Origin of the sequence: Actinoplanes sp. NPDC051475 (assembly GCF_040689425.1) — a bacterium.
Classification (GTDB): domain Bacteria; phylum Actinomycetota; class Actinomycetes; order Mycobacteriales; family Micromonosporaceae; genus Actinoplanes.
This window is the reverse complement of record NZ_JBFAZZ010000030.1, coordinates 1-24899: the sequence shown is the minus strand read 5'-3', so window position 1 is coordinate 24899 and position 24899 is coordinate 1. Positions and strand designations below refer to the sequence as shown.

The following is a 24899-nucleotide window of genomic DNA, read 5'->3' as shown; positions in this document are numbered from 1 at the left end:
GTTACTGCGGCGTCCCGGGCGTCGTGCCCGTGCCGCGTACCGATCGCAGCAGCAGTTCGGACACGTCGGTGACCCGTACGTCCTCCGCCGCCTTGCCCTGCTGCTTGCGGGTGGCGACGCCGTCGGTGAGCATGCTGATGCAGAACGGGCACGCCGCGGCGACCACGCTCGCCCCGGTCTCCAGTGCCTGGTCGGTGCGGGCCTCGTTGATGCGGGTGCCGAGCGGCTCCTCCATCCACATCCGGGCGCCGCCCGCCCCGCAGCAGAACGACGTCTCCCGGCTGCGGGACATCTCGGTGAACTGCAGTCCGGGCACGCTGCCCAGCAGTTCCCGGGGCGGCTCAAAGACGCGGTTGTGCCGCCCGAGGTAGCAGGGGTCGTGGTAGGTGACCGCGGTGTCGACGGGATGCGCCGGGCGCAGGCGGCCGTCGGCCACGAGCCGGGAGAGCAGCTGGGTGTGGTGGACCACCTCGAAATCGCCGCCGAGCTGACGGTACTCGTTGCCGATCGTGTTGAAGCAGTGCGCGCAGGTCACCACGATCTTGCGGGCCCCGGCCGCATTCAGGGTCTCCACGTTCTGCGTGGCCAGCTCCTGGAACAGCATCTCCTGGCCGAGGCGGCGGGCGGCGTCGCCCGTGCACGTCTCGCCGCCGCCGAGCACGACGAACTCGACGCCGGCCTCGTGCAACAGCTGCGCGACCGCTCGGGTGGTGCGCTTGGCGTTCTCGTCGAGCGCGCCGGCGCAGCCGACCCAGAAGAGGTATTCGACATCCTCGGGCAGCCGTTCCTCGCCGCCGGTGCCGAAGACGCGGACCTCGAACGGCAGCCCTGCCGTCCACTCCAGCCGCGCCTTCGCGCCGCGGCCCCACGGGTCTCCGGCCCGCTCGAGGTTGCGCAGCATGACGTTGGCTTCCTTCGGGAACTGGGACTCGATGAGCACCTGGTAGCGCCGCATGTCGACGATGTGGTCGACGTGCTCGATGTCGACGGGGCACTGCTCGACGCACGCGCCGCAGGTCACGCAGGACCACAGCACGTCGGGGTCGATCACACCGCCGTCCGCCTCCGGCGCGACGAGGGGCCGCGCCGCCTCCGCGAGCACGTCCTTGGGCAGAGCGGCGCGCTCGGCGTCGGAGGTGGCGAGCAGGTACGGCGCCTTCGCCAGCGCGTGGTCGCGAAGGCTCATGATGACCAGCTTGGGGTTGAGGGGCTTGTCGGTGTGCCAGGCCGGGCACTGCGACTGGCACCGGCCGCACTCCGTACAGGAACCGAAGTCCAGCATGCCCTTCCAGGTGAAGTCCTCGATCACGCCCCGGCCGATCTTGTCGTCCTCGTCCGGGTCCTCGAAGTTCACCGGTACGCCGCCCGAGTGCACCGGCAGCAGCGGGCCCAGCGCCCGCGGGCGGCGGGAGAACAGCACGTTGAGCGGCGCGAGTCCGATGTGCAGATGCTTGGAGTGCACGACGATGACGAGGAAGGTCAGCACTGCGCCGAGCGAGGCGAGGATGCCGACCGTCTCCAGGACCTCGTTGGCGGCGTCCCCGGCCGGCTGCAGCAGCCGCCCGACCGCCTCCGACGCGAACGCGCCGTGCTCGAAGGGGAAGTTGCCGGTGTTGACCTGGGCGCCGCGGTAGAGCAGCAGCGTCCACATCACGTTGAAGATCATGAAGAGCACCAGCCAGGCGGCGCCCGTGTGGGACCCGAAGAACCGGGACCGGCGCCCGTCGCGCTGCGGGCTGTGGCGCAGCCGGATCGCGGCGAACACGACGAGCGAGACGAGGACGGCCACGGTGAAGAAGTCTTCGAGGAAGCCCAGCCACGCCTGCGTGCCGATGAGCGGGATGTGGAAGTCCGGGTCGAACAGCGCGCCGTAGCCCTCCACGATGGTCGCGCCGAGGATGACGAACCCCCAGAAGACCGCGAAGTGCGCGAGGCCGGGCACGCTCCACTTCAGCAGCTTCCGCTGGCCGAGCACCTCGGTCACGATCGCCCCCAGGCGGGTGCCGAGGTCCCCGGTGCGCTCGGGCTCCGCCGGCTGCCCGGTGCGGGCCAGCCGGACCAGGGTAAGGATCCGCCGCCCGGCCAGCGCGAACGCGGCCGCGGTCAGCAGAAGCCCGAGCACCAGTCGTATCGTCACGTCGTCTCCTCGCTGTGGCTGATCACCGGGTGGCCTTGCGTCTGCTGATCTCGGCGAGCAACTCGGGCACCACCCGGTGGACGTCGCCGACCACGCCGAGGTCGGCCAGGTCGAAGATGGGCGCGGCCGGATTCCGGTCGATCGCCACGATCGTCTCCGCGTGTTGCATGGCGGCCCGGTGGCGGACCGAGCCGGAGATGCCGAGCGCCAGGTAGAGGCGGGGATGGACGATCGTGCCCACCTGGTCGATCTGGTCGCGACGCGGGCACCAGCCGAGCTCGGTCGCAGTGTGCGACCCCCCGGCGGTGCCGCGCAGGGCCTCGGCGAGCGCGCCGACCAGTCCGAACGACTGCCGCGAGCCCAGCCCCCGGCCGCCGGCGACGACGACGGCCGCCGTGGCCAGGACCGGCCGGAGCTCGGCACCGGCCGGCCGGCGGGCGATCCGGCGTACGGCGCGGACCGTGGGCGGGAAGCTGATGTCCACCCGCTCGACGGCCGGCTCCACGGGCGACGCCTCCGGTGCGACGGCATCGGTTCGCACGGTGAACACCGGCACGCCGCGCGTCACGCTGGACTCCACAAGGTACGCACCCAGCAGCGCGGCCTGGACCCCGACCGGCCCGTCGGCGTCCGTGCGCACGTCGACGGCGTCACTGATGAGGCCGGAGCCCAGCCGCGCGGCCAGCCGGGCGGCGACCTCCTGGCCGAGGCGGTGGGAGGCCACGAGGACGGCGACGGGCGCCGTCCGGCGGACGAGGTGGGACAGCAGCTCGACCCGGGCCGCGGCGGGATGCTCCTCGAGTTCGCTCCGGGTGATGGTCGCGATCGTGGCGGCGCCGAACCGGCCCAGCAGCGCGACGCCGGCCGCGCCGGGCGGGCCGCACAGGACCGCCGTCGGCGAACCGAGCCGGCGGGCGAGGGTCAGCAGCGCGCACGTGGAGCGGCACACGCTCCCGTCGGCCGGGTTGCGGTCCACGAGCACCAGCACATGTCTCATGACCCCTCTTCACGGGTTACGCGACTTCTACAGGGACAGGTGGAGCGCCAGGAAGTCCGCCAGCCGGATGGCCGCGACCGTGGGGTCGTCGGCGAACATGACGTGGGTCCTGCCGGCCGGCTGCGCCCTGACGGCGCGGACGACCGTGGAGGCGGCGTCGCTGCCCGCGATGCCGAGGTCGGCCAGCGACCAGGTGTGGATCAGCTTGTGGCGGGCGTCGAGGGTCGCCGTCAGCGTGGGCAGCAGGGGCTCGGCGCAGCGTTCGGTCACCGAGACCACGGCGGGCAGCGCCGCGGCGTACGTCTGCAGGCCCGCGCCGTCGTCCCGCCCGATCTCGACCTTGTGTTCCCGGACCCGCAGGATGTCGGCGAAGCCGAGCATCGGGACCCCGAGCAGCTCTGCGACCATGGCCGGCACCGCGGACATGCCCGCGTCCGACGACGCCGAGCCGGAGAGCACGAGGTCGAACTCGAGCCGTCCCGCGACGGCGGCGAGCACCCTCGCGGTGGCGAGGGCGTGGCTGCCGTGCAGCCGGTCGTCGAGGACGTGGACCGCGTCGTCAGCGCCGAGGATCAACGCCTTGCGCAGCGCCCCGGCGGCCGCCGGGGGGCCCATCGTCACGGCGGTGATGTGCACGTCGCGCCGCCGCCGGGCGATCCGCAGAGCCTGGTCGACCGCGTACTCGTCGACCTCGTTGAGCTGACCGGGCCGGGCGGCGCGGTCCAGGGTGTGATCGGCGCCGAACGTCATGCCGCGCAGCGTGCACGGCACGTGTTTGACCAGGACCACGACTCGCATTGACGGAGTCTACCGATCAAAGCATTGATCACCATAGATTTTTGGCCCGGCGTGGACCGGCGGCGCGCTGGGTCAGCGGCGAGCCCCTGCCACGGCCGCGGCCGTGACAGCACTGAGGATGTCGTCCACCCGCTCCTTCGCGTCGCCGAAGAGCATCGCGCAGTTGTCCCGGAAGAACAGCGGGTTCTGCACGCCGGCGTACCCGGAGGCCATCGACCGTTTGAAGACGACGACGTCGTCCGCCTCCCACACGGTTAGCACCGGCATGCCGGCGATGGGGCTGGTCGGATCCTCGGTCGCCGCCGGGTTCACCGTGTCGTTGGCGCCGATCACCAGCACCACCGAGGTGCCCGCGAAGTCGTCGTTGATCTCGTCCATCTCGCACACGATGTCGTACGGCACCCGCGCCTCGGCGAGCAGCACGTTCATGTGGCCGGGCAGGCGGCCCGCCACCGGGTGGATGCCGAAGCGGACGTCCACGCCGCGCTCGCGCAGCACCCGGGTGAGCTCGGCGACGCCGTGCTGCGCCTGGGCGACGGCCATCCCGTACCCGGGGGTGATGATCACCGAGTCGGCGTTGGTGAGCAGTTCGGCGACGCCGTCGGGGGTGATCTCCCGGTGGTCGCCGTAGTCCTTGTCCCCGGCCGGGCCGGCCTCGATGCCGAAGCCACCGGCGATCACGGACAGGAAGGACCGGTTCATCGCCTTGCACATGATGTACGACAGGTAGGCGCCGGACGAGCCGACGAGCGCGCCGGTGACGATGAGCAGGTCGTTCTCGAGCAGGAATCCGGCGGCCGCGGCGGCCCAGCCGGAGTAGCTGTTGAGCATCGACACCACCACCGGCATGTCGCCGCCGCCGATGGAAGCGACCAGGTGCCAGCCCAGCAGCAGAGCGATGACGGTCGCGACGATCAGCATCCAGAGCTGGGACGACACCACGAATCCGGCGGTGAGCGCCGCGAAGGCGACCAGGGCGCCGAGGTTGATGACGTTCTTGCCGGGCAGGGTGAGCGGGCTGGACTTGATCCGGGCGGAAAGCTTGAGGAACGCCACGATCGAGCCGGTGAAGGTCACGGCGCCGATGAAGACACCGATGACCACCTCCGCGCTGTGGATGCCGAGCATGTGCTGACCGCTCAACTGGATGGCCTCGGCGCCGTGCGGGTGGGCCTCGACGTGCAGGTATCCATTCCAGCCGACCAGCACCGCGGCGAGACCGACGAAGCTGTGCAGCAGGGCGATCAGTTCCGGCATTCCGGTCATCTCGACCCGGCCGGCGCGGTGCAGGCCGATCGCTGCGCCGATGAGGGTGGCCACCACGAGCAGGATCAGGCCGGTGGTGCTGAGGTCGCGGGCGATCGCGAGGGCGATGGTGGCGGCCAGCGCGACGGCCATCCCGGCGATGCCGAAGGTGTTGCCGGCCTTGGCGGTCTCGTGCTTCGACAGGCCGGCCAGCGCGAGGATGAAGAGCAGGGCGGCGACGATGTACGCCGCCTGAGCCGCGGTCTCGACGGTCATCAGATCAGCTCCTGGAGAACATGGCGAGCATGCGGCGCGTCACCGCAAAGCCACCGACGACGTTGATGCTGGCCAGCAGGATCGCGACGAACGCCAGTCCGGTCACCACGCTGCCGCCGTGCCCGAGCTGGAGCAGGGCGCCGACGACGATGATCCCGGAGATCGCGTTGGTCACCGACATCAGCGGCGTGTGCAGGGCGTGGTGCACGTGCCCGATGACGTAATAGCCGATGACGATCGCCAGGGCGAAAACGGTCAGGTGCCCGCGCAACGCGGTCGGCGCCAGGGACGTGAGCAGGAACAGCGCGGCGGCTCCGGCCCCGACCATCGCCAGCTGTCGTCCCGGTCGCCGCTGCGCGGGGGCGGGTGCCGCGGGCGCGGCGGCGACCGGAGCGGCGGTGGGCGCGGCGGAGACCGAGACCGGGGGCGGCGGCCAGGTCAGTTCGCCGTCGCGGACGACGGTCATCGAGCGCTGGACGACGTCCTCGAAGTCGAGCACGAGTTCCCCGTCCTTCTCCGGGGTCAGCAGCTTCATGAGGTTCACCAGGTTGGTGCCGTACAGCTGGGAGGCCTGCGCGGGCAGCCGGCCGGGCAGGTCGGTGTAGCCGATGATGGTCACGCCGTTCGCGGTGACCACCACCTCGCCCGCGACGGCGCCCTCGACGTTGCCGCCGTTGGCCGCGGCCATGTCGACGATCACGCTGCCCGGCTTCATGCTCGCCACCATCGCCCCGGTGATCAGCCGCGGCGCCGGCCTGCCGGGGATCAGCGCGGTGGTGATGATGATGTCGACCTCGCCGGCCTGCGCGGCGTAGAGCCGGGCGGCGCGCTCGTTGTAGTCGTCGGACATCTCCTTGGCATAGCCGGTCGACGAGACCTCGACGTCGGCGGCCTCGACCGGCAGGTACTCCCCGCCGAGGGATCTGACCTGGTCGGCCACCTCCGGGCGGGGGTCGGTCGCCCGGACGATCGCGCCCAGGCGGCCCGCGGCGCCGACCGCCGCCAGACCGGCGACGCCCGCGCCCGCGACCAGCACCCTGGCCGGCGGCACCTTGCCGGCGGCGGTCACCTGGCCGGTGAAGAACCGGCCGAAGGCGTGCGCGGCCTCGACGACCGCGCGGTAGCCGGCGATGTTGGCCATCGACGACAACACGTCGAGGGACTGGGCCCGGGAGATCCGCGGGACCGCGTCCATCGACAGCGCCGTGATCGGGCGGCGCGCCAGGTCCGCCACGAGGTCCTGGTCCAGGCGCGGGTTCAGCATCCCGATCAGCGTGGCGCCCGCGCCGAGCTTGTCGAGCTGCTCCGCGGACGGCGGGTTGATCGCGAAGAGGACGTCGGCCGCGAGGGGGTCGCCGATGCTCGCCCCGGCGGTGGCGTAGGCCTCGTCGGAGAACGAGGAGGCCGCACCGGCACCGGCCTCCACCACCACGTCGTACCCGAGCTTGACCAGCTCCACCACGGTGGCGGGTGTCGCCGCGACGCGCCGCTCGCCCGGATGGGGGTCACGCGGTACACCGATGATCATCCTTGACTCCCCTGTTGACCTTGACCATGGAAACGTGGGGCACGAGCGCTCGGTTCAATGCTGCCAACATATTGTTACTTGCCAGTAGCAAGGTTGTGTTGTCCGGGTCCGAATGTCCAGACCCCGACGGACACTGTTGCGTGGACCGATCGCATGATCACGCACAGTGCTGCCGATCAGGCCGCCTTCGGGACGTTGATCAACCCGGCCTCGACCACCGCGCGGCTGATCCGCCCCGCCAGTTCCACCAGCCGCGCGCAGCCGGCACTGCCGAGCACCTCGTACGCCGGGACGGCCGACAGGTCGGTCCGCTCCTCGACCCACTGTCGCTGCGCCCGGCCGGTCCCGGTCAGCCCCGGCTCGTCGCCGGTCTCGAGCAGTCCGCCTGTCCGCAGACGATCAGCAGCGGCGTCCCACTCGGCCTGGCTCCAGCCCCGGGTCCGCCGCAGGACCTCCGCCCCGACGACACCCGTCGCCGCGTGCAGGACGAGGGCCTCGATCCCGGAAAATCCCGCGAGGAGCAGGGCGGCCACGTGGCCGTCACCCCGGTACTCGCGGAGCAGCGTCTGCGCATGCCAGAGCACCAGATGCGGCTCGTCGGGCCACGGCAGTGCCGAGGTCGCCGCGAACAGGGGCCGGCCCTCGGGGTGCTCGCTCGCCGACTCGGCCGCCCGCCGGGCCAGACCCGCCGCCTCGGCCATCTCGGGCGAGGCGAGCAGGTCCGGGCCGCAGGCCCTCCGGAGCGCGGCATCGGCCGCCTCCAGACGGGTCCGCAGGATGTCCTCCGGTGCGGCGATGCGCCACGCTTCCGGGATGGCCGCCCGTACCAAAGCGGGGTTGAAGTTGAAGAACGTCGCGATGACCGCCTCCGCGCCGACGGGCCCGAACGCGGCGGCCCGGGAGGCGAAGTAGCCCATCCGGTCGCGCAAGCCGAGCGCGGCATACCGCTGGTGGGCCTCCGGTACGAAATAGATCATGCCGTGGATGGGCTCGGCGGTCCGCCAAGCCGTACGGGCCAGCGCCGGTTCGAGCTCTGCCATCGATCCTCCTGAGTGCCGCCGGACGGAGCCTCCATTATCGGCACGTCAGATCCGGACCGGCGACGTCCAGGTGGACGAGGAGACCGTCGAGCAGGACCGGCCCGATCATCGCTCCATCGTGTCCTGCACCGGACACCGAAGTGGCAGCGGGTGCGATCACGATTCCACCGGTGTAGACCGGGAGGGTCACGCCGAGGAGGTCGATATGACGCCCGTCCTGCCGGCTCTGCCCGCGCTCCTGGTGGTCGCGCTCGGACTCACGCCCGCCGCGCCGGCCACCGGGGCCGCGCCGGGCGCACCCGGAGTTGATCAACAGTATCTGCCGGCCGACAAGTCGGGGCTGCTCACGTCGCGGACGCGGGAAAGCCGGGTCTGGGCGACCGTGCAGCGCGAGGGCGGGCTGGGCGAGATCTTCTATCCGACCATCGGCGGGCCGAGCGCCCGGTCCCTCACCTTCGCGGTGACCTCCCGCGACGGCCTCGCCACGGCGGTCGTACGCACCGAGCAGCTCGACGGTCTGCGTTTCCGGCAGACCTTCGACGGGGCCGGCTGGCACCTCACCGCCGACTACGCCACCGACCCGGCCCGGTCGGCGGTCCTGGTCGACCTCACCTTCGCGGCGCCGCGCGGCTACGGCTTGTTCGCGATCTACGACCCGGCGCTGGGCAACTCCCGTGGTGGCGACTCGGGACGGACCTCCGGCGGGGCGCTTCTCGCCACGGACGGCGGGGTGTCGAGCGCGCTGGCCGGGTCTTTCACCGCCACGTCCAGCGGGTTCGCCGGGACCAGCGACGGGCTCACCGACCTGCGCGACGGGCGGATGGACTGGCGCTACTCCTCGGCCACGGCGGGCAACCTGGTGCAGACGGCGGCGTTGCGCGGGCCGCACACCACCCTCGCGCTCGCGTTCGCCGGCTCGGCCGCCGACGCGCTGACCACCGCCCGGCAGTCGCTCCGGGACGGCTTCCGGACCGTTTCGCGCCATTACGCGTACGGCTGGAAAAGCTATCTGGCCGGTCTGGCCGTCCCACCCCGGGTCCTGCGCACCGCCGCGCAGCGGCAGCTCTACCGCACCTCGGCGATGATCCTCGCGGCCTCGGAGGACAAGATCCACCCTGGGGCGTACGTCGCGGCGCCGGCCTCACCCTGGGCATTCGGTACGGACGACCCGTCGGGCCCCTACCACCTGGTGTGGGCCCGCGACCTGTACCAGATCGCCACCGGCCTGATCGCCGCCGGTGACCGCGCCGGCGCCCACCGAGCCCTCGACTTCCTGTTCGGCGTGCAGCAGAAGACGGACGGCTCGTTCCCCCAGAACTCCCAGGTGGACGGCACACCCGTGTGGGGTGGCCTGCAACTCGACGAGGTGGCGCTGCCCATCGTGCTGGCGTACCAGCTGGGGCGTACGGACACTTGGCCGCAGGTCAGGCGGGCGGCCGACTTCCTGGTCTCGTACCCGCAGGCCCCGTTCACGCCGCAGGAGCGCTGGGAGAACCAGTCCGGCTACTCCCCCAACACCATCGCCACCACGATCGCCGGGCTGGTCTGCGCCGCGTCGATCGCGCGCGGCCACGGTGATCAGTCCTCGGCCCGGCGGTATCTCGCGACGGCCGACTCGTGGCGCGCCCGGCTCAAGTCCTGGACGGTCACGACCAACGGCCCGTACTCGACCAGGCCCTACTTCCTGCGCCTGACCAAGGACGGCAACCCGAACGCCGGCACCACCTACACCATCGGGGACAGCGGACCGGCCGGAGTGGACCAGCGGACGGTGGTCGACCCCAGCTTCCTCGACCTGGTACGCCTCGGCGTGCTGCCACCCTCCGACGCGGACGTGGTCACCACTCTGGCCGTGGTCGACGCCCAGCTCGGCGTGGCCACTTCCCGCGGGTTCTTCTGGCACCGGGCCTCGTTCGACGGGTTCGGCGAGCAGCTCGACGGCAGCCAGTGGGAGTACAACGAGCCCGACGGCTCGCTCGTCTCCCGCGGCCGGGCGTGGCCCCTGCTCAGCGGCGAACGCGGCGAGTACGAGATCGCCGCCGGCGACCTGCGCACGGCCTCCTCACGGCTCGCGGCGATGGCGCGTGCCACCGGCCCGGGCGGCATGCTTCCGGAGCAGGTCTGGGACCGTACGCCCCCGGCCGGGCGGGGCCGCTTCGCGCCCGGCACGCCCACCTTCTCGGCGACGCCGCTGGCCTGGACGCACGCCCAATACCTGCGGCTGGCCCGGGACCTGGCGGCCGGCCGCGTCGTCGAGCAGCCCGCCGTGGTCGCCGACCGCTACCTCGGCCGGGGTCCGGCCTGATCGCGGGCGGCTACGCCGGGTCATCCCTGGTCAGGCCCACCACGACTTCCGTGCCGGCGGGCAGGACCACCTCGCGTCCATGAACGAGAACCGTCTCGCGACAGCCCTCGGGAGCGGACAGCACGAACGTCGCCGTGGCGTGGTTCGCGGACACCGACAGCGCATTGCCGTGCCACTTGAGCCGGAAGGCGACGGCCTCCCAGTCCGGGGGCAGCCACGGCTTGAAGGTCATCCGGCCGTTGCGCACCCGGAATCCGCCGAACCCGTTCACGATCATCTGCCAGGTGCCGCCGGCGGAGGCTATGTGGACGCCCTCCTCGGTGTTGCCCTGGTTGTCCACGAGGTCGACGGACGCCGCCCGGCGGAAGTACTGCACGGCCCGGCCCGGGTCGCCGACCTCGATGCTCATGATCGAGTGGGTCGCCGGGCTCAGGGACGACTTGTGCAGCGTCAGCGGCTCGTAGAACTCGTAATTGGCGAGCTTGACCTCGTCCGAGAACTCGTCCGGCAGCACGTAGGTCAGCATCACCACGTCCGCCTGCTTGAGCAGTCTCGTGCCGGCCAGGTTGTAGTGGTGGTAGCCCGGTGGATACATCGGCATGTCGTTGTCGTCGTGCTCGACCGGCAGGGTGGCCAGCTCGAAGTATCCGTCGAACTGCTCGATCACCCCGGCATCGGTCACGCTCGGCAGGTGGATCTGCTCGGCCTTGTCGAGCCAGTCCTCCACCTCCTCACGCGTGAGCCCCATGCGCTTCGACAGTGCCGCCAGCTCGTCCGCACTGCTGTCGGAGAGCTCGGCGTAGACGCGGGCGGCTTGTTGCAGGTGCCACCGCACCAGGTGATTGGTGTACGCGCTGTTGTCGACGTGCTCGTGGAACTCGTCCGGGCCGACGACCCTGCTCAGCACGTAACGCCCCTCCGGCGTCGCCTCCAGCCGATCGGCCCAGAAGCGGCTGGTCTCGAAGAGGATCTCCGCGCCGTACCGGGTCATCAGGTCGTGGTCGCCGGTGGCGGCGACGTACGCGACGAGACCGTACGCGACGGCCGAGGTGATGTGGATCTCCTCCTCGCCCATCCAGATCCGGTGCGCGCCGTCGATCGTCCACTTCGGGGTCTCCTCGACGCCGGTGTCGGCGGACTCCCACGCGTAGCGGGCGCCGCGGAAGCCTGTCTCGCGGGCGTTGCGCCGGGCGCCGTCCAGGGTGTGGTAGCGGTACAGAAGCAGCCCCCGGGCCGTCTCAGGCTGGGTGTAGATGTAGAACGGGAGCATGAACACCTCGGTGTCCCAGAAGGCGTGCCCCCGATAACGCTCGCCGGTGAGCGCGTTCGCCCCGATGTTGACGCGCGGGTCCGATTCGTTCGCCGCGATCAGCAGTTCGTGGATGCTGAACCGTACGGCCCGCGTGGCCTCGTCGTCGCCGTCGATCGTGACGTCGGAGTCCGCCCACTTGGCCGCCCAAGCCTCCCGGTTGCGGACCCGGCACGCCGTGAATCCCGCGTCCCGGTGGCGGCGGAGCTCGTCCTGGGCCGCCCGGCGCACGTCGCCCGCCGCGACGTCGCGGGAGGTGTAGATCGTGACCAGCTTCTCCACGCTGATCGTCTCGCCGGCGGCGACCTGAGCGCGCGACACCTGTTCGATGTGCTTGTAGCGCTCTGCGACCTCCGGCTCCTCGGAGACCGATACCGTCGTGCTCGCCGCGTACCCGATGGTGATGGTGGTGTCGATGGTTCGGGTCTCGAGATAGACGCCGTCGTCGGACGCCGCGCGGCCGGCCTCGTCGAGGTGCCGGGACCTGGCCCACTTGTGCCACTTCATCTGCGGATCGGCCGGCGGCGGATCCGCGTAGAACGGCCGCCGGTCCAGGTTGTGCCGGGTGGCGTCGATACCGCTGCGGACGACGACCGAGGCAGCGTGGTTCTCGGGCGTGATGTGAGCCTGCAGGCAGCACAGGTGCTCGTCGGCGCTGCTGGCGAACCGGACCGACTCGATGCGGGTCCGCCGGCCCTCGGAGTCCTCGAACACGGTCTCGCGCGACAGGCTGCCGTCCCGCATGTCCAGGACCCGGCGATGGCGGACGATCGAGGCGGAGGTGACGTCGAGCCGGACGCCGTCGACCACGATATCGAGCGCCACCCAGTCGGGCGCCTTCACCAGGTCGATGACCGCGGAGTCGTGGTGGTCGAAGACCCCGCGCAGGAAGGTCCCGGGCAGGGCGCCCTCGTGACCCTCCTCGAGCGAGCCGCGCGTGCCGAGATACCCGTTGCCGGTGGTGAACAGCGTCTCGTACGTGTTCGCCCGCGCGGGATCGAAGCCGTCCTCGACGATCTGCCAGCGGGAGTCGGCGTTCATGGTCGAGGGCCGTACGCCGCGAGGACCTGCCGTTGCGTCTCTTCACGGGGCAGATAGACGTTCAGCTCCGCACCGGTGCAGCGCTGCGCACCCATGGCGTTGCCGTACTGGCAGGCGACGACGTAGTCGCGGAATTCGAGGTAGCCGAAGCCCAGCCCGGCCGCGAACGAGTCACCGGCGCCCGTCGCGTCGACGACGCGGCCGACCTCGATGCGATCGACGACCTCCGAGGCGATCTCGCCCGAGCTCCGGCGATGGAAGACCACGCAGCCGCGTTCGTCCAGGGTCACGCAGACCGCGCCGACGCCCCGGTCGAGGCAGTGCTCCGCCAGATCACGCAGCTCCTCGTGGCTGAGGCTCGGTGGGTCCGCCATCAGCTCCGGCGATTCGCCCAGCCACGTCGAGCTCGCCTCCTCGAGGTTCATCTTGAGGATGTCGATGTACGGCAGCCACACGTCCCGGTCCGCCCACACCCTCGGGTGGCGTTCGCCGCTGCGGGTGAGGGTGGTCGTGGGACCGTGGCCGTCCAGGACGATGATCGCGTCGCTGTTGTGCTCCTTGATGTGGCGCAGCGTCGGCTGGCTCACCTCGTAGTCGGTGATCGGGACGCAGACGAACGCGTCGGCGTCGAGTACCCCGTCGAGGTCACCAGGCAGGATCGGATTCATGAAACTCGTCTGCCGCTCGGCCCGGCGGTTGTGCTCGATGTAGCGCAGCTCGACGACGTCACCCTGGTCGTGCGCCGACGTGATCCCCGAGGTGTCGATGTTCCGGTAGGCGCTCAGAATCTTCTTGATCGCGTCCTCGTCCCGCCGCCGGACATGGGTGATCGGCACGATCGTGTCGCCGGGATCGAGCAGCGCCGAGAGCGCCACCGCCGTGTACAACGCGCAGCCGTACTTCTCGAACCGTTCGCCGGCGTGCGTCACGATCTGGTCGCGGGGGATCGGGCCCAGCACGGCCACCTTGCGGCTGCCACCGGTACGCCCATCAGTCGTCATGAGAGCCTCGGTCCGCTCACCGCCGCCATGACCGCGCGGCTGGCCGCCAAGTCGACGAGACCCAGCACCTCGTCGCGGGTGCGGCCGGGTTGGTCGTTCCAGCGCGTCAGGTCGCGTACCCGGGCCAGGCGAAGCTCCCGGGGAGCCGCCCAGGCGGCGATGCCGGAGCCGCCCAGGCCGCGGGACTCCTGCCAGGCATCCCAGAGGTAGTCCAGCGCCGGCCCCGCCGAGACCACCGGGTCGCCCGATCCGCCCTGCCGGGCCGCGTGGACCACGGCGCCGACCAGACAGGCGGCAGGGGTGGGCCGGCGGACGAACCACCGTTCCTGGACCCAACCCTGCGCGATCACCGCGCGGGCATCCTCCAGCACGCGGTACGCCTCTTCGGGCCGGCCCTGCCACGGCCGGGCCTCCGGCGCGGGCCGCTCGAACACCCGGATCCGGGCAAGCAATCGATGCCGCCGTGCCGGTCCTCCCCGCGCCGTGGTGCGCTGTTCGTCAACCGCCGGTCTCATCGCCGCTCCCCTGGTTGCGGGACCCGCCCTCCGTCGTGTGCACGATGAGGACGTCGCACGATGCCCGCTGGGACACGTCCGACGGCACCGAGCCGAGAAGCCGCCCGGACAGGGTGTTGATGCCGCGGCTGCCCACGACGATGAGGTCCGCGGCCTGCTCCTTCGCCGTAGTCAGCAGGGCCTGACCGGGGTCGCCCTTCACCAGCGTCGCGGTCACGTCGGAGGCGCCGGACGCGACCGCACGCTCCTTGGCGGCCTCCAGTGCCTGCTTGGCGGCGTCGGTCCCGGCCACCTGGTACATGCTGGTGGGGCCGACCACCGCGGCGAGGATGCTCTGCTCCTTCGCCGTCAACGGGTGATAGGCGCACACCACGAGAAGCCGCGCGGAGCGGGCTCCGGCGATCTCGGCGGCCTGTTCGACCGCCTTGAGCGCGGACTCCGAACCGTCCGTGCCGACGATGATCGTGCCGTACCTCATGTCCCCTCCTCCCGGTCAGTGCCCACCCGGCCGGCGCCGGCGGGGCGGAGGCGGCGGCTCGGTGCCGGGTTCGCCGGGGTGTTCGGGAACGGCTTCGAGGCCCTGGTGACGGAGTTGCTCGGGCAGGTCCTCCTCGGTGACCTCGTGACTGTGCAACAGCTCCGGCGGCCTGAGCAGCAGCCAGATGATGAAGACCGCACCCATGGCGAGCATGATCAGCCCGAGGAACAGCGCGAGGTTCAATCCGGCGGACTTGGCGATGTCGGCGTCGCTGGCGGTCAGCCCGACGATGGTGACGATCACTCCGAAGATCAGGAACAGCGCCCCGGTGAAGGAACGGATGTCGAAGAGCTTCGCCAAGAAGTCGGTGCCTTGCTCGCCTGCTTTTTCCTCCGGTGACGTCATGGCGGGAACCTCCTCAGGTCAGAACGCGTAGACGGCGGCGTAGAGCCCCGCGTTGACGACGAGCACCCCGAGCCCGAGAACGATCGGCGATCGATACCACGGGCGGGCGGCGGTGTCGGAGGCGTCGCGGATCTCCATCCCGTACACCAGGCCGTGCAATTCCTCGTCGGTCTTGCGTGCCTCTCGCAGCGAGGCGAGCACCATCGCCAGGGCACCGGCGGCGAACGCCGCGATCGAGCCCCACATCGTCTCGTGCAGGTCGCTGCGGAAGTGCAGCACGTCGAACTTGTAGAGCGCGTACACGAAGACGGCCGTCACCGTTCCGGCCAGAATGCCCCAGAAGCCGGCGCTCCTGGTCGCCCGGCGCCAGAACATGCCGATGATGAACGCACAGAACAACGGGACGTTGAAGAACGAGAACAGCGTCTGCAGATAGTTGGAGATATTGCTGAAGCCGGAGGCGATGAGCGCGGTGAGAACGGCCACCGCGACCCCGCCGACGGTCACCCAACGGCCCACCACGAGGTAGTAATGGTCGGGGCGGCCGGGCCGGATGTAGTCCTGCCACAGGTCGTAGGTGAACACCGCGTTGAAGCTCGACACGTTCGCGGCCATGCCGGCCATGAACGCGGCCAGCAGGCCCGTCACCGCGACCCCGAGGACGCCCGGCGGCAGATATTTGTCCATCAGCGCCGGGATCGCGTCGTTGTATTCGAGGCCACTGCCGGCGGTGCCGATCCCGGGCAGCAGGACGAGAGCCGCCATGCCCGGGAGAATGGTGATCAGGGGTACGAACGACTTGGGATAGGCACCGATGATCGGGGTGAGCCGGGCCGAGTTACCGTCCTTGGCGGCCATCGCGCGCTGGACCTCGGCGAAGTTGGTCGTCCAGTATCCGAACGACAGGCAGAAGGCCAGGCCGAGGATGATGCCGATCCAATCGCCCACGGGGTTGGCCCCGCCGACGCCCGTGCCCGTCCACGGCTCCACGAACGCCTTCCCGTGCTCCGAGCTCAGCTTGTCGAACAGCTGGCTGAGGCCGCCGGTCTCCTTGATCGCGATGATCGTCAGCGGGATCATGCCGATGAGCACGACGAAGAACTGCATCACCTCGTTGTAGATCGCGCTGGTCAGGCCGCCCAGCAGGATGTAGGAGAGCACGAACGTGGCGGACAGGATGATGGCGAAGATGAGCGGGATGCCGAGCAGCGCCTCCAGCACGATCGACAGCGCGTAGAGGTTCACGCCGGCGATCAGCATGCTCCCCACGACGAAGGTGATCGCGTTGATCAGGTGCGCCTTCGGGTCGAACCGCAACCGCAGGTACTCGGGGACGCTGCGCACCTTGGAGCCGTAGTAGAAGGGCATCATGACGATGCCCAGGAACACCATGGCGGGAATGGCGCCGATCCAGAAGTAATGCACCATCGCCGCGCCGTACTGGGCACCGCTGGCCGACTGCCCGAGGAGCTCGACCGCCCCGATGTTGGCCGAGATGAAGCCGATCCCGGTGACCCACGCGGGCAGCGACCGGCCGGACAGGAAGAAGTCCAGCGACGACTTGACCGCGCGTTTGAGCGCGAAACCGATGCCCAGCACGAAGGAGAAATAGATCACCATCAGCACCAGATCGACCGGGCTCAGATCCAGACTCAGCGCGCCGCCACCGTCCGCCGCAAGAAACATGTTCGGCCCCTTCCCAGCAAGCGTGGGAGAGAATTCCAGATCGGGAGTACGCATGATCGTGCAGCCGCAACGAGAATGCTGTTCCGGCGGCACCGGTGATCGAGATCGCTCGCGTTGTCGTCAACGCTGATCACCCATGCTGTGGACGAGCCGGCCGTGAGGCTCGTCATCAGCGCGCGTCGATTGTTAGGGCCAGTGAACAACGCCTGGCGGAAAGTCGTCAAGAGTCATGGCGTTTCGCCCCACGCCGGGTCGAGATCGACCACCCCGGCGGCGTCGACCACCGCGGTGGCGGACCCGGCCCGCGCCCGTTCGAAGGAGCGGACGATCTCCGCCTCCGCCTCCTCCCGCCCGGCCCACGGCTCGTCGTCGATGTGCACGCTCTTGCCGGGCTCCACCGCCTTGTACACCTCGAAGAAGTGGGCGATCTCGAGCCGCAGGAAACGGTCCAGGTCCATGATGTCCCGCAGGTGGGCAAGCCGATGGTCGGCGGCCGGCACACACAGCACCTTGGGCGTCGGGCCCTGCTCGTCGTGCATCAGGAACATGCCGATTGCCCGGCTCAGGACGAGGCAGCCGGGGAACGTGGGCTCCTGGACGAGCACCATGGCATCCAGCGGGGTGCCGTCGCCGCCGAGGGTGTCCTCGATGAAGCCGTAGTCGGCCGGGTACTGGGTGGCGGTGAACAGCGTACGGTCCAGGTAGATCCGGTGCGTACGCACGTCCACCTCGTACTTGTTGCGGGTCCCCCGGGGAATCTCCACCGTGACGTCGAAGTCCATGGTCCTCATCTCCCCAGAGACACCAGTCGCGCGGTTCCCGGAACCCCGGTACGGGTGTCGACGTAGCCGGTGAAGCGGAGCCCCGGCACCAGCCCCCGGACGTCCTCGTCGGTGGCGGGCACCAGCACCACGGTCATCGCGCGCGGGTTGTCGTTCGTCGTCGTCCCGGGAGTGCCGATGCGGGGGACGACCCGCTGGATGACGGCGTGCACCTTGCGGTTGATGCCGTCGGTCTCGAGCGTGGCCCGCATGCCCGGGGCGATCTCGGGCAGGTCCTCGAGCGGCACCTTGGTCTCGAATCGCAGCTGCGCCGGGTCGTAGAGCTGCACGAACGGCTGGCCGGGTCCGATCGAGCTGCCGACCGTGACCGGCAGATCGACGACCATCCCGGCGCGGGGAGCCGTCACGTCCACCGAGGTCGTTTTCGGGTCGCCGTCCGAGTCCGTGGTGATCACCGCGATCGTGCCCAGCTTCTGCTTGGCCGACACCCGCTGCTGCGCCGTGACCGACACCGCGGTCACCTGACCGGTCTGGGACACCTCCACGGGGATCGGCTGCGCGGTGAGCGTCACCGTCCCGAGGTCGATGTGCGCCGCGTCGGTGGCACGGGCCGTACTGAGCCGCAGGAAGAGCGTGACGGCGGCGGCGAGCAGCACGAGCACGATGAGGCGCGCGCGCCATTTGCGCAGCCCGCCGCGAGCCGGCCGGGTCGCCGGCGGGGCAGGCACGCGGGGCGCCTCGATGGGGTCGGCGCTGTCCTGTGAACTGGTTCCCGTCGGTTGCACCATGACGACTCCCTTCAGGCGGATCGGGACGGCGGGGCCGGCGTGGTGGACTCCACGGCCGCGTTGACGATCTCGTCGTTGGCGTCCGACCGGGCGGGCCACGGCAGGGCGCGGGCCAGCTTCGCCCCCGCCTTGCGGCGCTCGAGCCGTTGCCGGATGACGTGCGGGGCGATGACCGCTTCGGCGACGACCCGGCCCAGCACCACCACGTAGATCACGGCCCAGCCGATGGACAGGCCCACGGCCGCGACATCGGTACCGCGCAGCGGCAGCATGCTGAGGCCGACGGCGACCGCCACCGCGTTGAGCAGCAGCAACGCGACGTGCGGCAGGACGAGCTCGACGCCCGGCAGGCCGGTGGGACCGGCGTTGGTGACGCTCCAGCGCACCTTGCGCTTGAAGATGGCCATGATCAGGGCCTTCACGTGCACCGGCGCGGCGCCGATGCTGGTCACGATCGCGGCGGGCTTGAACCCGCCGAGCTGCATCACCGTGACCAGCATGATGAGCAGGTAGAACGGGGCGTAGTGGACGATCCAGGTGCTGATGTCGGACCGGATCGGGCTCAGGCCGAACAGCAGGTAGACGGCCGGCAGGCACATCAGGATCAGCGCCGCCAGCGAGAGCATGTAGTTCACCCCGGCGAGCAGATATTGGAACCGCTGGTCGACGGTCAGGCCCTTGCGGCGGAACAGCCCGCCGCGCAGGAGGACCTCGAAGGCACCGTACGCCCACCGGAACTGCTGCTTGAAGTACGACAGCAGGCTGTCCGGGGCGAGTCCGCGCGCGAGCACTTCGGGGATGAACCACGAGCGCCAGCCGCGGCGATGCAGCTCGATGGAGGTCCAGATGTCCTCGGAGTTGCTGGCGACGTACATGCCGCCGATCTGCTCGAGGGCGGCCCGCCGGAAGATGACGTTGGTGCCCACGCAGAACACGGCATTGAAGTAGTTCCGCCCCGGCAGCACCAGCTCGTAGAAGATCTTCTGGGATTCCGCGGAACCCTCCGCGACCAGCCCGCGAGCGCTCGGGAAGGCCTGGGGCGTCTGCACGAAGGCGACACCCCGGTCCTGCATGTGGGGCAACGCCCGCACCAGGAAGTCGGGGCTGGGCACATGGTCGGCGTCCAAGATCACTACAAACTCCCCATCGGTACGGCGGAGAGCAGAGTTGATGTTGCCGGCCTTGGCGTGCAGGTGCTCCTTGCGACGCAGGTAGCCGACCCCCTCGCGGGCGGCGGCGTCACGCACCTCGTCGCTGTCACCGTCGTCGAGCACCCAGGTGCGATGCTCGACCGCCATGTCGCGGGCGGCGCGGATGGTCACCAGCACGATGTCCAGGGGTTCGCCGTACACGGTGATGAACACGTCGATCGCCGGCTTCAACTCGCCGGACAGCAGGCGGCGGCGCCAGGCGTACACCTCGGGCGGGTCGGGTTGGGGCGTGTGGACCAGCACCGTCCACCACATCGCCAGCGCGTTGAAGATCGTGATGCCCTCGGCGAAGAGCACCAGGATCCACACCCAGGTGGTCCCGCGGTACGCCGGGTTGAGCAGGAAGACCATGTAGAAGAGCGTCACGCCCAGGGCCAGGAACACGGCGACCCTGGTGGACCGTTGCATCGGCCGCCAGTCCATGTCGTCGGGGGTCCGGGCCTGAGGCATCGCAGAATCGATGGCCATCGGCGCCACCTTCCTCGGTCATGCAGATACGGTTGCGTTCCCCCGTTCGTTCATAGGTAACTGTCGATCTATGATCAGTCGGAACCCGCGGTGCTGAACACGGCGACCCGGTCGACCAGCATCGGCACGCCCGGTCTGGTTGCCGGCGTGGGCCCACCCCCGAAAGGCGCGGGGAAGGACCCGCCCATGGCGACGTTCAGGATCACGAAGAACCCGTGGTCGTTGGCCGCCGACCAGGTCGCCTGATCGACGCGGTCCGCCCGGGCGGTGAAGGTGTTCTTGTCGTCCACGTACCAGCGCAGCTCCTCGGGGCTGACACTGCGGTCATGCACGATTGCGTACGTGTGGAAAGCGGCCCGGCACCCGGAACACGGCAGCTCGCCGCTGCTGATCCCGGTGGTCTCCTGGCACGGGCCGCCGACGGGCGTACCACAGTGCAGCGTGTGCCAGACGGAGTCGCGCCCGTTGACGTTCTCCATGATGTCCCACTCCCCGATGTGCGGCCAGTTGGTCGCACCCACCGGCCGCGCCGGCGCACCGAGCGCCCAGAACGCGGCCCAGTACCCCGCCGCCTCCGGACCGGTCACGTCCGGCATGCGCAACGAGGCCTCGATCCGCACCGCACCGCCGGCCGGCGCGGCGAAGTCCGTCCGCCGCGTCTCCACCCGCCCGGAGGTCCACCGGCCGACACCCGCACCGGTCCGCAGCGCAACGATGGCCAGATGGCCGGAGCCGTCGAGATGCACATTGGCCGCATCGCCGGTCATCGTCTCGACCTCGCCGGTCCCCCACTGCCTCGCGCCGCCGGGATAGCCGACGCCGGTACTCAGGATCCAGTTCTTGCCGGAGGGGAGACTCCCCGCGCCCCCGTCGAAGTCGTCGCTCCACACGAGATGCCAGGCGGGGGCCGAGCTCGACGGCCGCGGCGCGGTGGGTGCCTCCCGGCCGGTGCACGCCGCCAGGGCCACGGCCAGCACCGCGAGGAGAGTCCCGGCCGTACGCCGGGGCCCGGGACGGAATTCCGGCTGACCCATGTGCGGCCTCCTCCGGCCGTCCGCGTCGCCGGAGGTCCCCCGCGACTCTTCAGCGCAGCAATCAGCATCGATGGATTCCACACTACGGCCATGCCGCGTGTTGCGCTTCCTGAGTGGGTGCGGGTTCAGCGTCGGTCGTAGGCGTGCAGCCCGAGCAGCAGCCCGGCCGGGTCGACGACGTAGCAGCCGCGGCCGACGCCGGCCAGCTCGAACGGCGGCACGACGACCGTGCCGCCGTGCGCGGCGACCGCGGCGGTGGCCGCGTCCAGGTCCGGGACCCGGATGACCGGGACCGCCCGGGGTTGCCCGTCGCGGGAGGCCAGCAGGGCGGAGTCGACGCCGGGCCCGTCGCCGTGCGGGGCCACCAGGTAGTCCGGGGCGGCGAACGGTTGGGGCTCCCAGCCGAACACCGCGCGGAAGAACGCGGTGGACGCGGGCAGGTCGGGTGAGTTCAGCTCGACGTAGGTAACGGGCTGGGTCACGGCTTGTTCTCCTCGCGGCGTGCGGCGGTTCGTTGCGGCGCCCCGGCACGATCGTCCAAGGACGGGGCGGCGGCCCAGGTGTCGGCGAGGCCGCGGACCCACTGCTCCACCAGGTAGAGCGGGCCCGGCGCCAGCTCGTACCACCGGTGCCGGCCCAGCGCCGTCGCGCGGACCAGGCCGGTGGCCTGCAGCACCTGCAGGTGCTGCGAGGTGGCCGGCCGGCTGACGCTGAGCAGCTCGGCGAGCTGCCCGGAGGTGGCCGGCCCGTGCGCGAGCCGCTGCAGCAGCACCCGCCGCGACGGATCGGCCAGGGCGCCGAGCACCGCGGCCAGGTCGACCACCGCCCACCTCCCAACATGTAAGCCGAAACTTACACGTTGGCCCGCCGCTTTGTCATCCTCCGGCCGTCACGAGCGCACCGAAGCGGAGGGCTGGAGGCACCCGCCGGATGCGCCGACTGCGTGCAACCCGGCAAGGTCGCCTGCGCCCCAGTCGGCGGCCCCGGCCGTCAGGAGCGGATACATGATCTCGTTGGGGCCGTCGATCAGCGGGTGGGCCAGGCCGACGGCGTGCCCGAGCTCATGCAGCAGGAGCCGGCCGGTGGCGGCGCCGCCTGCCCCGCTGCTCGTGGCATCCAGCAGGACCATGCCCCGGTCGATGATCAGGGCGTCCTCCCCCGATTCGGTGCGGCCGGGAAGGTACGTCGCCCCGCCGACGCCCGCGACATCAGCGCCCCCGGACAACGACGGGTTGCCCTCACCCGGTACGGCCCAGGCGATGATGAGCTGCGTGTCGGGTGGATAGTCACCGGGGGTGCGACCCGGCACGACGCCCGTGGTGCCGGCGTAGCTGAACCTCAGTCCGGTGGCGCGGGCGATCCGGGCAACGGCCGTCTCGACCTGGACGAGCGAGCCCCGCGGCGCACGGGCCAGGTTGACCCGGTAATTGATCTCCTCGCAGGGGTTCCAGCGCGCGATGAGATGGTGGCCGCTACGCCGGCTGAGGAACGCGTAGGCGTCGGCGTTGCCGGCCGGGTGCGCGGTGCCCGGTTGCCACAGCATGGGCACGCTGAGGGCGGCGGCCAGCAGCCGGCGCAGGGCACGAGCGAGCACGAGGATCCGATCTCCGGGGGCGGGTGAACCCGACCATCGGCACGCGCAGCGCCCGGCATGAGCTGACGGGCCGGTGACCTAGTGCACTACCGGCACCTGGGCGGCGAGCACGGTGAGGTTCCGGCCCGCGGACTTCGCCTTGTACAGCGCCCGGTCCGCCTCGGCCACAAGGTCCAGCGCGTCGCCGGGACCGGTGCCGGAGCCCCAGTGCGACACCGCCGCGCCGAGGGAGGCGGTCACGGTGATGCTGTCGTGCCGCGGCAGGGGGATCGGGCCGGCGGCCAGGACCGTACGGATCCGCTCGGAGATCTCCATCGCCTCGGGTCCGCCGGTGCCGGGCAGCAGGACGACGAACTCCTCGCCGCCGTAGCGCGCGAGAACGTCCGTGGCCCGGATCGCGCCGCGGATGCGTGAGGCGGCTTCCACCAGCACCGCGTCCCCGGCCTGGTGACCGTACGTGTCATTGATCTGTTTGAAGTGGTCCAGGTCGATCACGACGACGCTGAGCGGGCTGCCCGTGCGGCCGGCGCGGTCGGCTTCCACCGTGAGCATCTCGGTGAGATGGCGGCGGTTGTGCAGCCCGGTCAGGCCGTCGGTCACGGCCAGGCGCTGCTGCTCGGCCACGGCGGCCTGCAGCTGCCGCGCCAGCCGGGTGCGGTCGGCGGCGAACAGGTACTGCCGCACCAGCACGGCGAGCACCATGCCGCCGGTCGTCACCAGCGCCGGGAGACCGACGCTGTCCGTGCGAACCTTGTCCACGACCAGGCAGGTGAACGTGGCCAGCGCTGCGAACCACGCCGGGAGCAGGGTGAGGTTGCGATCCAGCGCCTGCGGACGGGCGTCGCTCTCCCGGCTGCGCATCGCGGTCAGCCCGGCAAGGCTCGCCAGGACGGTGCCGGCCTGCCAGCCGACCGTGAGCCAGTGGTACACCTCGTAGCCGCGGATGACGACCAGGTAGTTGTACCCGATGTCACTGAGCACGATCGCGCCGACGGACCAACCGACGAGGGCCGTCGAGCGCGGCAGGCCTCGGTGGCCCGCGAAGCCGACCACCACCAGGCAGGTCAGCAGGACCAGATCGAGCAGCGGGTACGCGGCGCTGACCAGCACCGCGGCATCCGGGGAGCCGGTCAGCCGCGGGCTGATGAGGAACGTCCAGCCCAGCGCGCCGGCACCCAGCATGATCAGCAGGGCGTCCAGCAGTCCGCGCAGCTGCCGCAGCAGCCCCGCACCGCCGAAACCGACGAGGATCGCGGGTACGGCCAGCGCGGACGCGATGAGGTAGAACGCGTCGGCGGCGGACGGCGGGGGAAGCTGACCGTCGCCGAAATACGAGTTGCCGCTCCAGATCAGCTCGCCGACCAGCTGGGCCGCGTACGAGGCGGCCAGCAGACCCCACATCCGCGCCCCGCGGCCCCGCAGGCGCCGAGCCGCCACCACGCTCAGCACGGCGGAGCTGACGATGGGCACCAGGTAGAGGCCGTCGGTCACGAACCGTTCGAGGGCGGGCGAGCCGTGCGCCACGCCCACCAGAACGGCATAGAGCAGCAGCCACCCTGCGCCGAGGCAGGCCGCGACCCGGGCGGTCACGGCGCGGCGCGGCGCCTTCTCTGCCATGACTCCCAGGATGGCCCCCCGAGCTAGCAGAACGGGTGCAACGAGGCTGCTGTCGAGGGGATTTCCCGTCGCGTCACCGTCAGAACGGTGCGGGCCCGCTTCCGACGAACGACATCAACAACTGCGTGGCGAGCAGTTTGCGGACACGGGTCACGGCCACCGTGCCCATCCGGTCGTAGGGCAGTTCGAGTTGCAACCCCTCGCCCGCGTTGCTGAGGTCCGGGGTGACCTCGTCCGGGCGGAACGTGCCGCCCCAGCCGTTGAGGCCCCCGCGCTGGTTGGTACTGAGTGAGGCCATGCCGGTTACACACGCGCCGTCGGCGAGGAACAGTCTGGCAGGGCCTGAGTAGGTCGTCGTCATCGCCTTAACCGTAGCCGGTTCGCCGGAGCGCCTGTCCAGGTGTGTGAACCGCTTGCCGGAAACAGCCGTGATGCAGGTGGCCACCGGCACCCCATCGGCGGAAGGACGGACACGGACAACAGCGTCGAATTGTCCGGACCGTTCGCGGCTACGTGCTGCATGACCACGACAGCAGCAACGGCCGGGGTAGTCCTCAAGTGGGGCGTCGGGCGACCGATTCAAGCGCACACCGAGGCGGGCCGGTCTGTCGTACAACCGGGTGGCACCCGGGTGGGCACTGGTG

22 protein-coding genes are annotated in these 24899 nt (G+C 70.7%); 1 reads left to right on the top strand and 21 read right to left on the bottom strand.

Going from position 1 to position 24899, the window contains the following annotated elements:
- Position 1 precedes the first annotated feature (1 nt).
- The 6 genes from AB0368_RS36855 to AB0368_RS36830 all read right to left on the bottom strand — a co-directional run bounded on the left by AB0368_RS36855 (position 2) and on the right by AB0368_RS36830 (position 8021).
- On the bottom strand, positions 2 to 2137 hold the full coding sequence (locus AB0368_RS36855; protein WP_366158688.1) for a (Fe-S)-binding protein: 2136 nt from the start codon (positions 2135 to 2137) through the stop codon (positions 2 to 4).
- A gap of 22 nt (positions 2138 to 2159) precedes the next feature.
- A complete protein-coding gene (locus AB0368_RS36850; protein ID WP_366158687.1) occupies positions 2160 to 3134 on the bottom strand; it encodes an electron transfer flavoprotein subunit alpha/FixB family protein in 975 nt (324 codons plus the stop codon).
- Between the two features lie 27 nt (positions 3135 to 3161).
- Positions 3162 to 3932 carry an electron transfer flavoprotein subunit beta/FixA family protein gene (locus AB0368_RS36845; protein ID WP_366158686.1) on the bottom strand — a complete coding sequence of 257 codons (771 nt, stop codon included), beginning with the start codon at positions 3930 to 3932 and terminating at the stop codon, positions 3162 to 3164.
- Positions 3933 to 4004: 72 nt separating this feature from the next.
- Positions 4005 to 5453: a Re/Si-specific NAD(P)(+) transhydrogenase subunit beta gene (gene pntB / locus AB0368_RS36840; protein ID WP_366158685.1), complete on the bottom strand. Its 1449-nt coding sequence runs from the start codon at positions 5451 to 5453 to the stop codon at positions 4005 to 4007.
- A 4-nt stretch (positions 5454 to 5457) separates the two neighbouring features.
- Positions 5458 to 6981: a Re/Si-specific NAD(P)(+) transhydrogenase subunit alpha gene (locus AB0368_RS36835; RefSeq protein ID WP_366158684.1), complete on the bottom strand. Its 1524-nt coding sequence runs from the start codon at positions 6979 to 6981 to the stop codon at positions 5458 to 5460.
- Positions 6982 to 7157: 176 nt separating this feature from the next.
- Complete coding sequence (locus AB0368_RS36830) at positions 7158 to 8021, bottom strand: hypothetical protein (RefSeq protein WP_366158683.1); 864 nt, start codon at positions 8019 to 8021, stop codon at positions 7158 to 7160.
- A 205-nt stretch (positions 8022 to 8226) separates the two neighbouring features.
- On the opposite strand from AB0368_RS36830, the gene AB0368_RS36825 reads away from it, so the two are divergent.
- On the top strand, positions 8227 to 10326 hold the full coding sequence (locus tag AB0368_RS36825) for a glycoside hydrolase family 15 protein (protein ID WP_366158682.1): 2100 nt from the start codon (positions 8227 to 8229) through the stop codon (positions 10324 to 10326).
- 10 nt (positions 10327 to 10336) lie between these two features.
- On the opposite strand, the gene AB0368_RS36820 is transcribed toward AB0368_RS36825, so the two are convergent.
- The 15 genes from AB0368_RS36820 to AB0368_RS36750 all read right to left on the bottom strand — a co-directional run bounded on the left by AB0368_RS36820 (position 10337) and on the right by AB0368_RS36750 (position 24616).
- Positions 10337 to 12676, bottom strand: coding sequence for a glycosyl hydrolase family 65 protein (locus tag AB0368_RS36820; RefSeq protein ID WP_366158681.1), 2340 nt, complete (start codon positions 12674 to 12676; stop codon positions 10337 to 10339).
- Positions 12673 to 13677: a carbohydrate kinase family protein gene (locus tag AB0368_RS36815; RefSeq protein WP_366158680.1), complete on the bottom strand. Its 1005-nt coding sequence runs from the start codon at positions 13675 to 13677 to the stop codon at positions 12673 to 12675. The genes AB0368_RS36820 and AB0368_RS36815 overlap by 4 nt, the downstream gene beginning before the upstream one ends.
- Positions 13674 to 14192, bottom strand: a complete 519-nt coding sequence (locus AB0368_RS36810) for a hypothetical protein (RefSeq protein WP_366158679.1) — start codon at positions 14190 to 14192, stop codon at positions 13674 to 13676. The genes AB0368_RS36815 and AB0368_RS36810 overlap by 4 nt, the downstream gene beginning before the upstream one ends.
- Positions 14176 to 14670, bottom strand: coding sequence for a universal stress protein (locus tag AB0368_RS36805; RefSeq protein ID WP_366158678.1), 495 nt, complete (start codon positions 14668 to 14670; stop codon positions 14176 to 14178). The genes AB0368_RS36810 and AB0368_RS36805 overlap by 17 nt, the downstream gene beginning before the upstream one ends.
- Before the next feature lie 15 nt (positions 14671 to 14685).
- On the bottom strand, positions 14686 to 15075 hold the full coding sequence (locus AB0368_RS36800) for a hypothetical protein (protein ID WP_366158677.1): 390 nt from the start codon (positions 15073 to 15075) through the stop codon (positions 14686 to 14688).
- 18 nt (positions 15076 to 15093) lie between these two features.
- Positions 15094 to 16761, bottom strand: coding sequence for a sodium:solute symporter family protein (locus AB0368_RS36795; RefSeq protein ID WP_366158676.1), 1668 nt, complete (start codon positions 16759 to 16761; stop codon positions 15094 to 15096).
- 227 nt (positions 16762 to 16988) lie between these two features.
- Positions 16989 to 17543, bottom strand: coding sequence for an inorganic diphosphatase (locus AB0368_RS36790; RefSeq protein ID WP_366158675.1), 555 nt, complete (start codon positions 17541 to 17543; stop codon positions 16989 to 16991).
- Between the two features lie 5 nt (positions 17544 to 17548).
- Positions 17549 to 18331, bottom strand: a complete 783-nt coding sequence (locus AB0368_RS36785) for an HlyD family secretion protein (protein WP_366158674.1) — start codon at positions 18329 to 18331, stop codon at positions 17549 to 17551.
- 11 nt (positions 18332 to 18342) lie between these two features.
- Positions 18343 to 20010 (bottom strand): glycosyltransferase family 2 protein, encoded by a 1668-nt coding sequence (locus tag AB0368_RS36780; RefSeq protein ID WP_366158673.1) that lies wholly within the window; start codon positions 20008 to 20010, stop codon positions 18343 to 18345.
- Positions 20011 to 20084: 74 nt separating this feature from the next.
- Positions 20085 to 21044, bottom strand: coding sequence for a glycoside hydrolase family 16 protein (locus tag AB0368_RS36775; protein WP_366158672.1), 960 nt, complete (start codon positions 21042 to 21044; stop codon positions 20085 to 20087).
- A 125-nt stretch (positions 21045 to 21169) separates the two neighbouring features.
- Positions 21170 to 21526 carry a VOC family protein gene (locus AB0368_RS36770; protein ID WP_366158671.1) on the bottom strand — a complete coding sequence of 119 codons (357 nt, stop codon included), beginning with the start codon at positions 21524 to 21526 and terminating at the stop codon, positions 21170 to 21172.
- The gene (locus AB0368_RS36765; RefSeq protein WP_366158670.1) at positions 21523 to 21867 is read right to left on the bottom strand and encodes a metalloregulator ArsR/SmtB family transcription factor; all 345 of its coding nucleotides are present in this window, start codon (positions 21865 to 21867) and stop codon (positions 21523 to 21525) included. Before AB0368_RS36765 ends, AB0368_RS36770 begins: the two co-directional genes overlap by 4 nt.
- A 66-nt stretch (positions 21868 to 21933) precedes the next feature.
- On the bottom strand, positions 21934 to 22638 hold the full coding sequence (locus AB0368_RS36760) for a hypothetical protein (RefSeq protein WP_366158669.1): 705 nt from the start codon (positions 22636 to 22638) through the stop codon (positions 21934 to 21936).
- A gap of 78 nt (positions 22639 to 22716) precedes the next feature.
- A complete protein-coding gene (locus AB0368_RS36755) occupies positions 22717 to 24255 on the bottom strand; it encodes a GGDEF domain-containing protein (RefSeq protein ID WP_366158668.1) in 1539 nt (512 codons plus the stop codon).
- Positions 24256 to 24334: 79 nt separating this feature from the next.
- The gene (locus AB0368_RS36750) at positions 24335 to 24616 is read right to left on the bottom strand and encodes a hypothetical protein (protein WP_366158667.1); all 282 of its coding nucleotides are present in this window, start codon (positions 24614 to 24616) and stop codon (positions 24335 to 24337) included.
- Between the last annotated feature and the right edge of the window lie 283 nt (positions 24617 to 24899).

Coding starts and splice junctions, on each gene's coding strand:
- AB0368_RS36850 (WP_366158687.1), bottom strand. CDS start 3,134: ATGAGACATGTGCTGGTGCTCGTGGACCGCAACCCGGCCGACGGGAGC.
- AB0368_RS36845 (WP_366158686.1), bottom strand. CDS start 3,932: ATGCGAGTCGTGGTCCTGGTCAAACACGTGCCGTGCACGCTGCGCGGC.
- pntB (WP_366158685.1), bottom strand. CDS start 5,453: ATGACCGTCGAGACCGCGGCTCAGGCGGCGTACATCGTCGCCGCCCTG.
- AB0368_RS36835 (WP_366158684.1), bottom strand. CDS start 6,981: ATGATCATCGGTGTACCGCGTGACCCCCATCCGGGCGAGCGGCGCGTC.
- AB0368_RS36830 (WP_366158683.1), bottom strand. CDS start 8,021: ATGGCAGAGCTCGAACCGGCGCTGGCCCGTACGGCTTGGCGGACCGCC.
- AB0368_RS36825 (WP_366158682.1), top strand. CDS start 8,227: ATGACGCCCGTCCTGCCGGCTCTGCCCGCGCTCCTGGTGGTCGCGCTC.
- AB0368_RS36820 (WP_366158681.1), bottom strand. CDS start 12,676: ATGAACGCCGACTCCCGCTGGCAGATCGTCGAGGACGGCTTCGATCCC.
- AB0368_RS36815 (WP_366158680.1), bottom strand. CDS start 13,677: ATGACGACTGATGGGCGTACCGGTGGCAGCCGCAAGGTGGCCGTGCTG.
- AB0368_RS36810 (WP_366158679.1), bottom strand. CDS start 14,192: ATGAGACCGGCGGTTGACGAACAGCGCACCACGGCGCGGGGAGGACCG.
- AB0368_RS36805 (WP_366158678.1), bottom strand. CDS start 14,670: ATGAGGTACGGCACGATCATCGTCGGCACGGACGGTTCGGAGTCCGCG.
- AB0368_RS36800 (WP_366158677.1), bottom strand. CDS start 15,075: ATGACGTCACCGGAGGAAAAAGCAGGCGAGCAAGGCACCGACTTCTTG.
- AB0368_RS36795 (WP_366158676.1), bottom strand. CDS start 16,761: ATGTTTCTTGCGGCGGACGGTGGCGGCGCGCTGAGTCTGGATCTGAGC.
- AB0368_RS36790 (WP_366158675.1), bottom strand. CDS start 17,543: ATGGACTTCGACGTCACGGTGGAGATTCCCCGGGGGACCCGCAACAAG.
- AB0368_RS36785 (WP_366158674.1), bottom strand. CDS start 18,331: ATGGTGCAACCGACGGGAACCAGTTCACAGGACAGCGCCGACCCCATC.
- AB0368_RS36780 (WP_366158673.1), bottom strand. CDS start 20,010: ATGGCCATCGATTCTGCGATGCCTCAGGCCCGGACCCCCGACGACATG.
- AB0368_RS36775 (WP_366158672.1), bottom strand. CDS start 21,044: ATGGGTCAGCCGGAATTCCGTCCCGGGCCCCGGCGTACGGCCGGGACT.
- AB0368_RS36755 (WP_366158668.1), bottom strand. CDS start 24,255: ATGGCAGAGAAGGCGCCGCGCCGCGCCGTGACCGCCCGGGTCGCGGCC.
- AB0368_RS36750 (WP_366158667.1), bottom strand. CDS start 24,616: ATGACGACGACCTACTCAGGCCCTGCCAGACTGTTCCTCGCCGACGGC.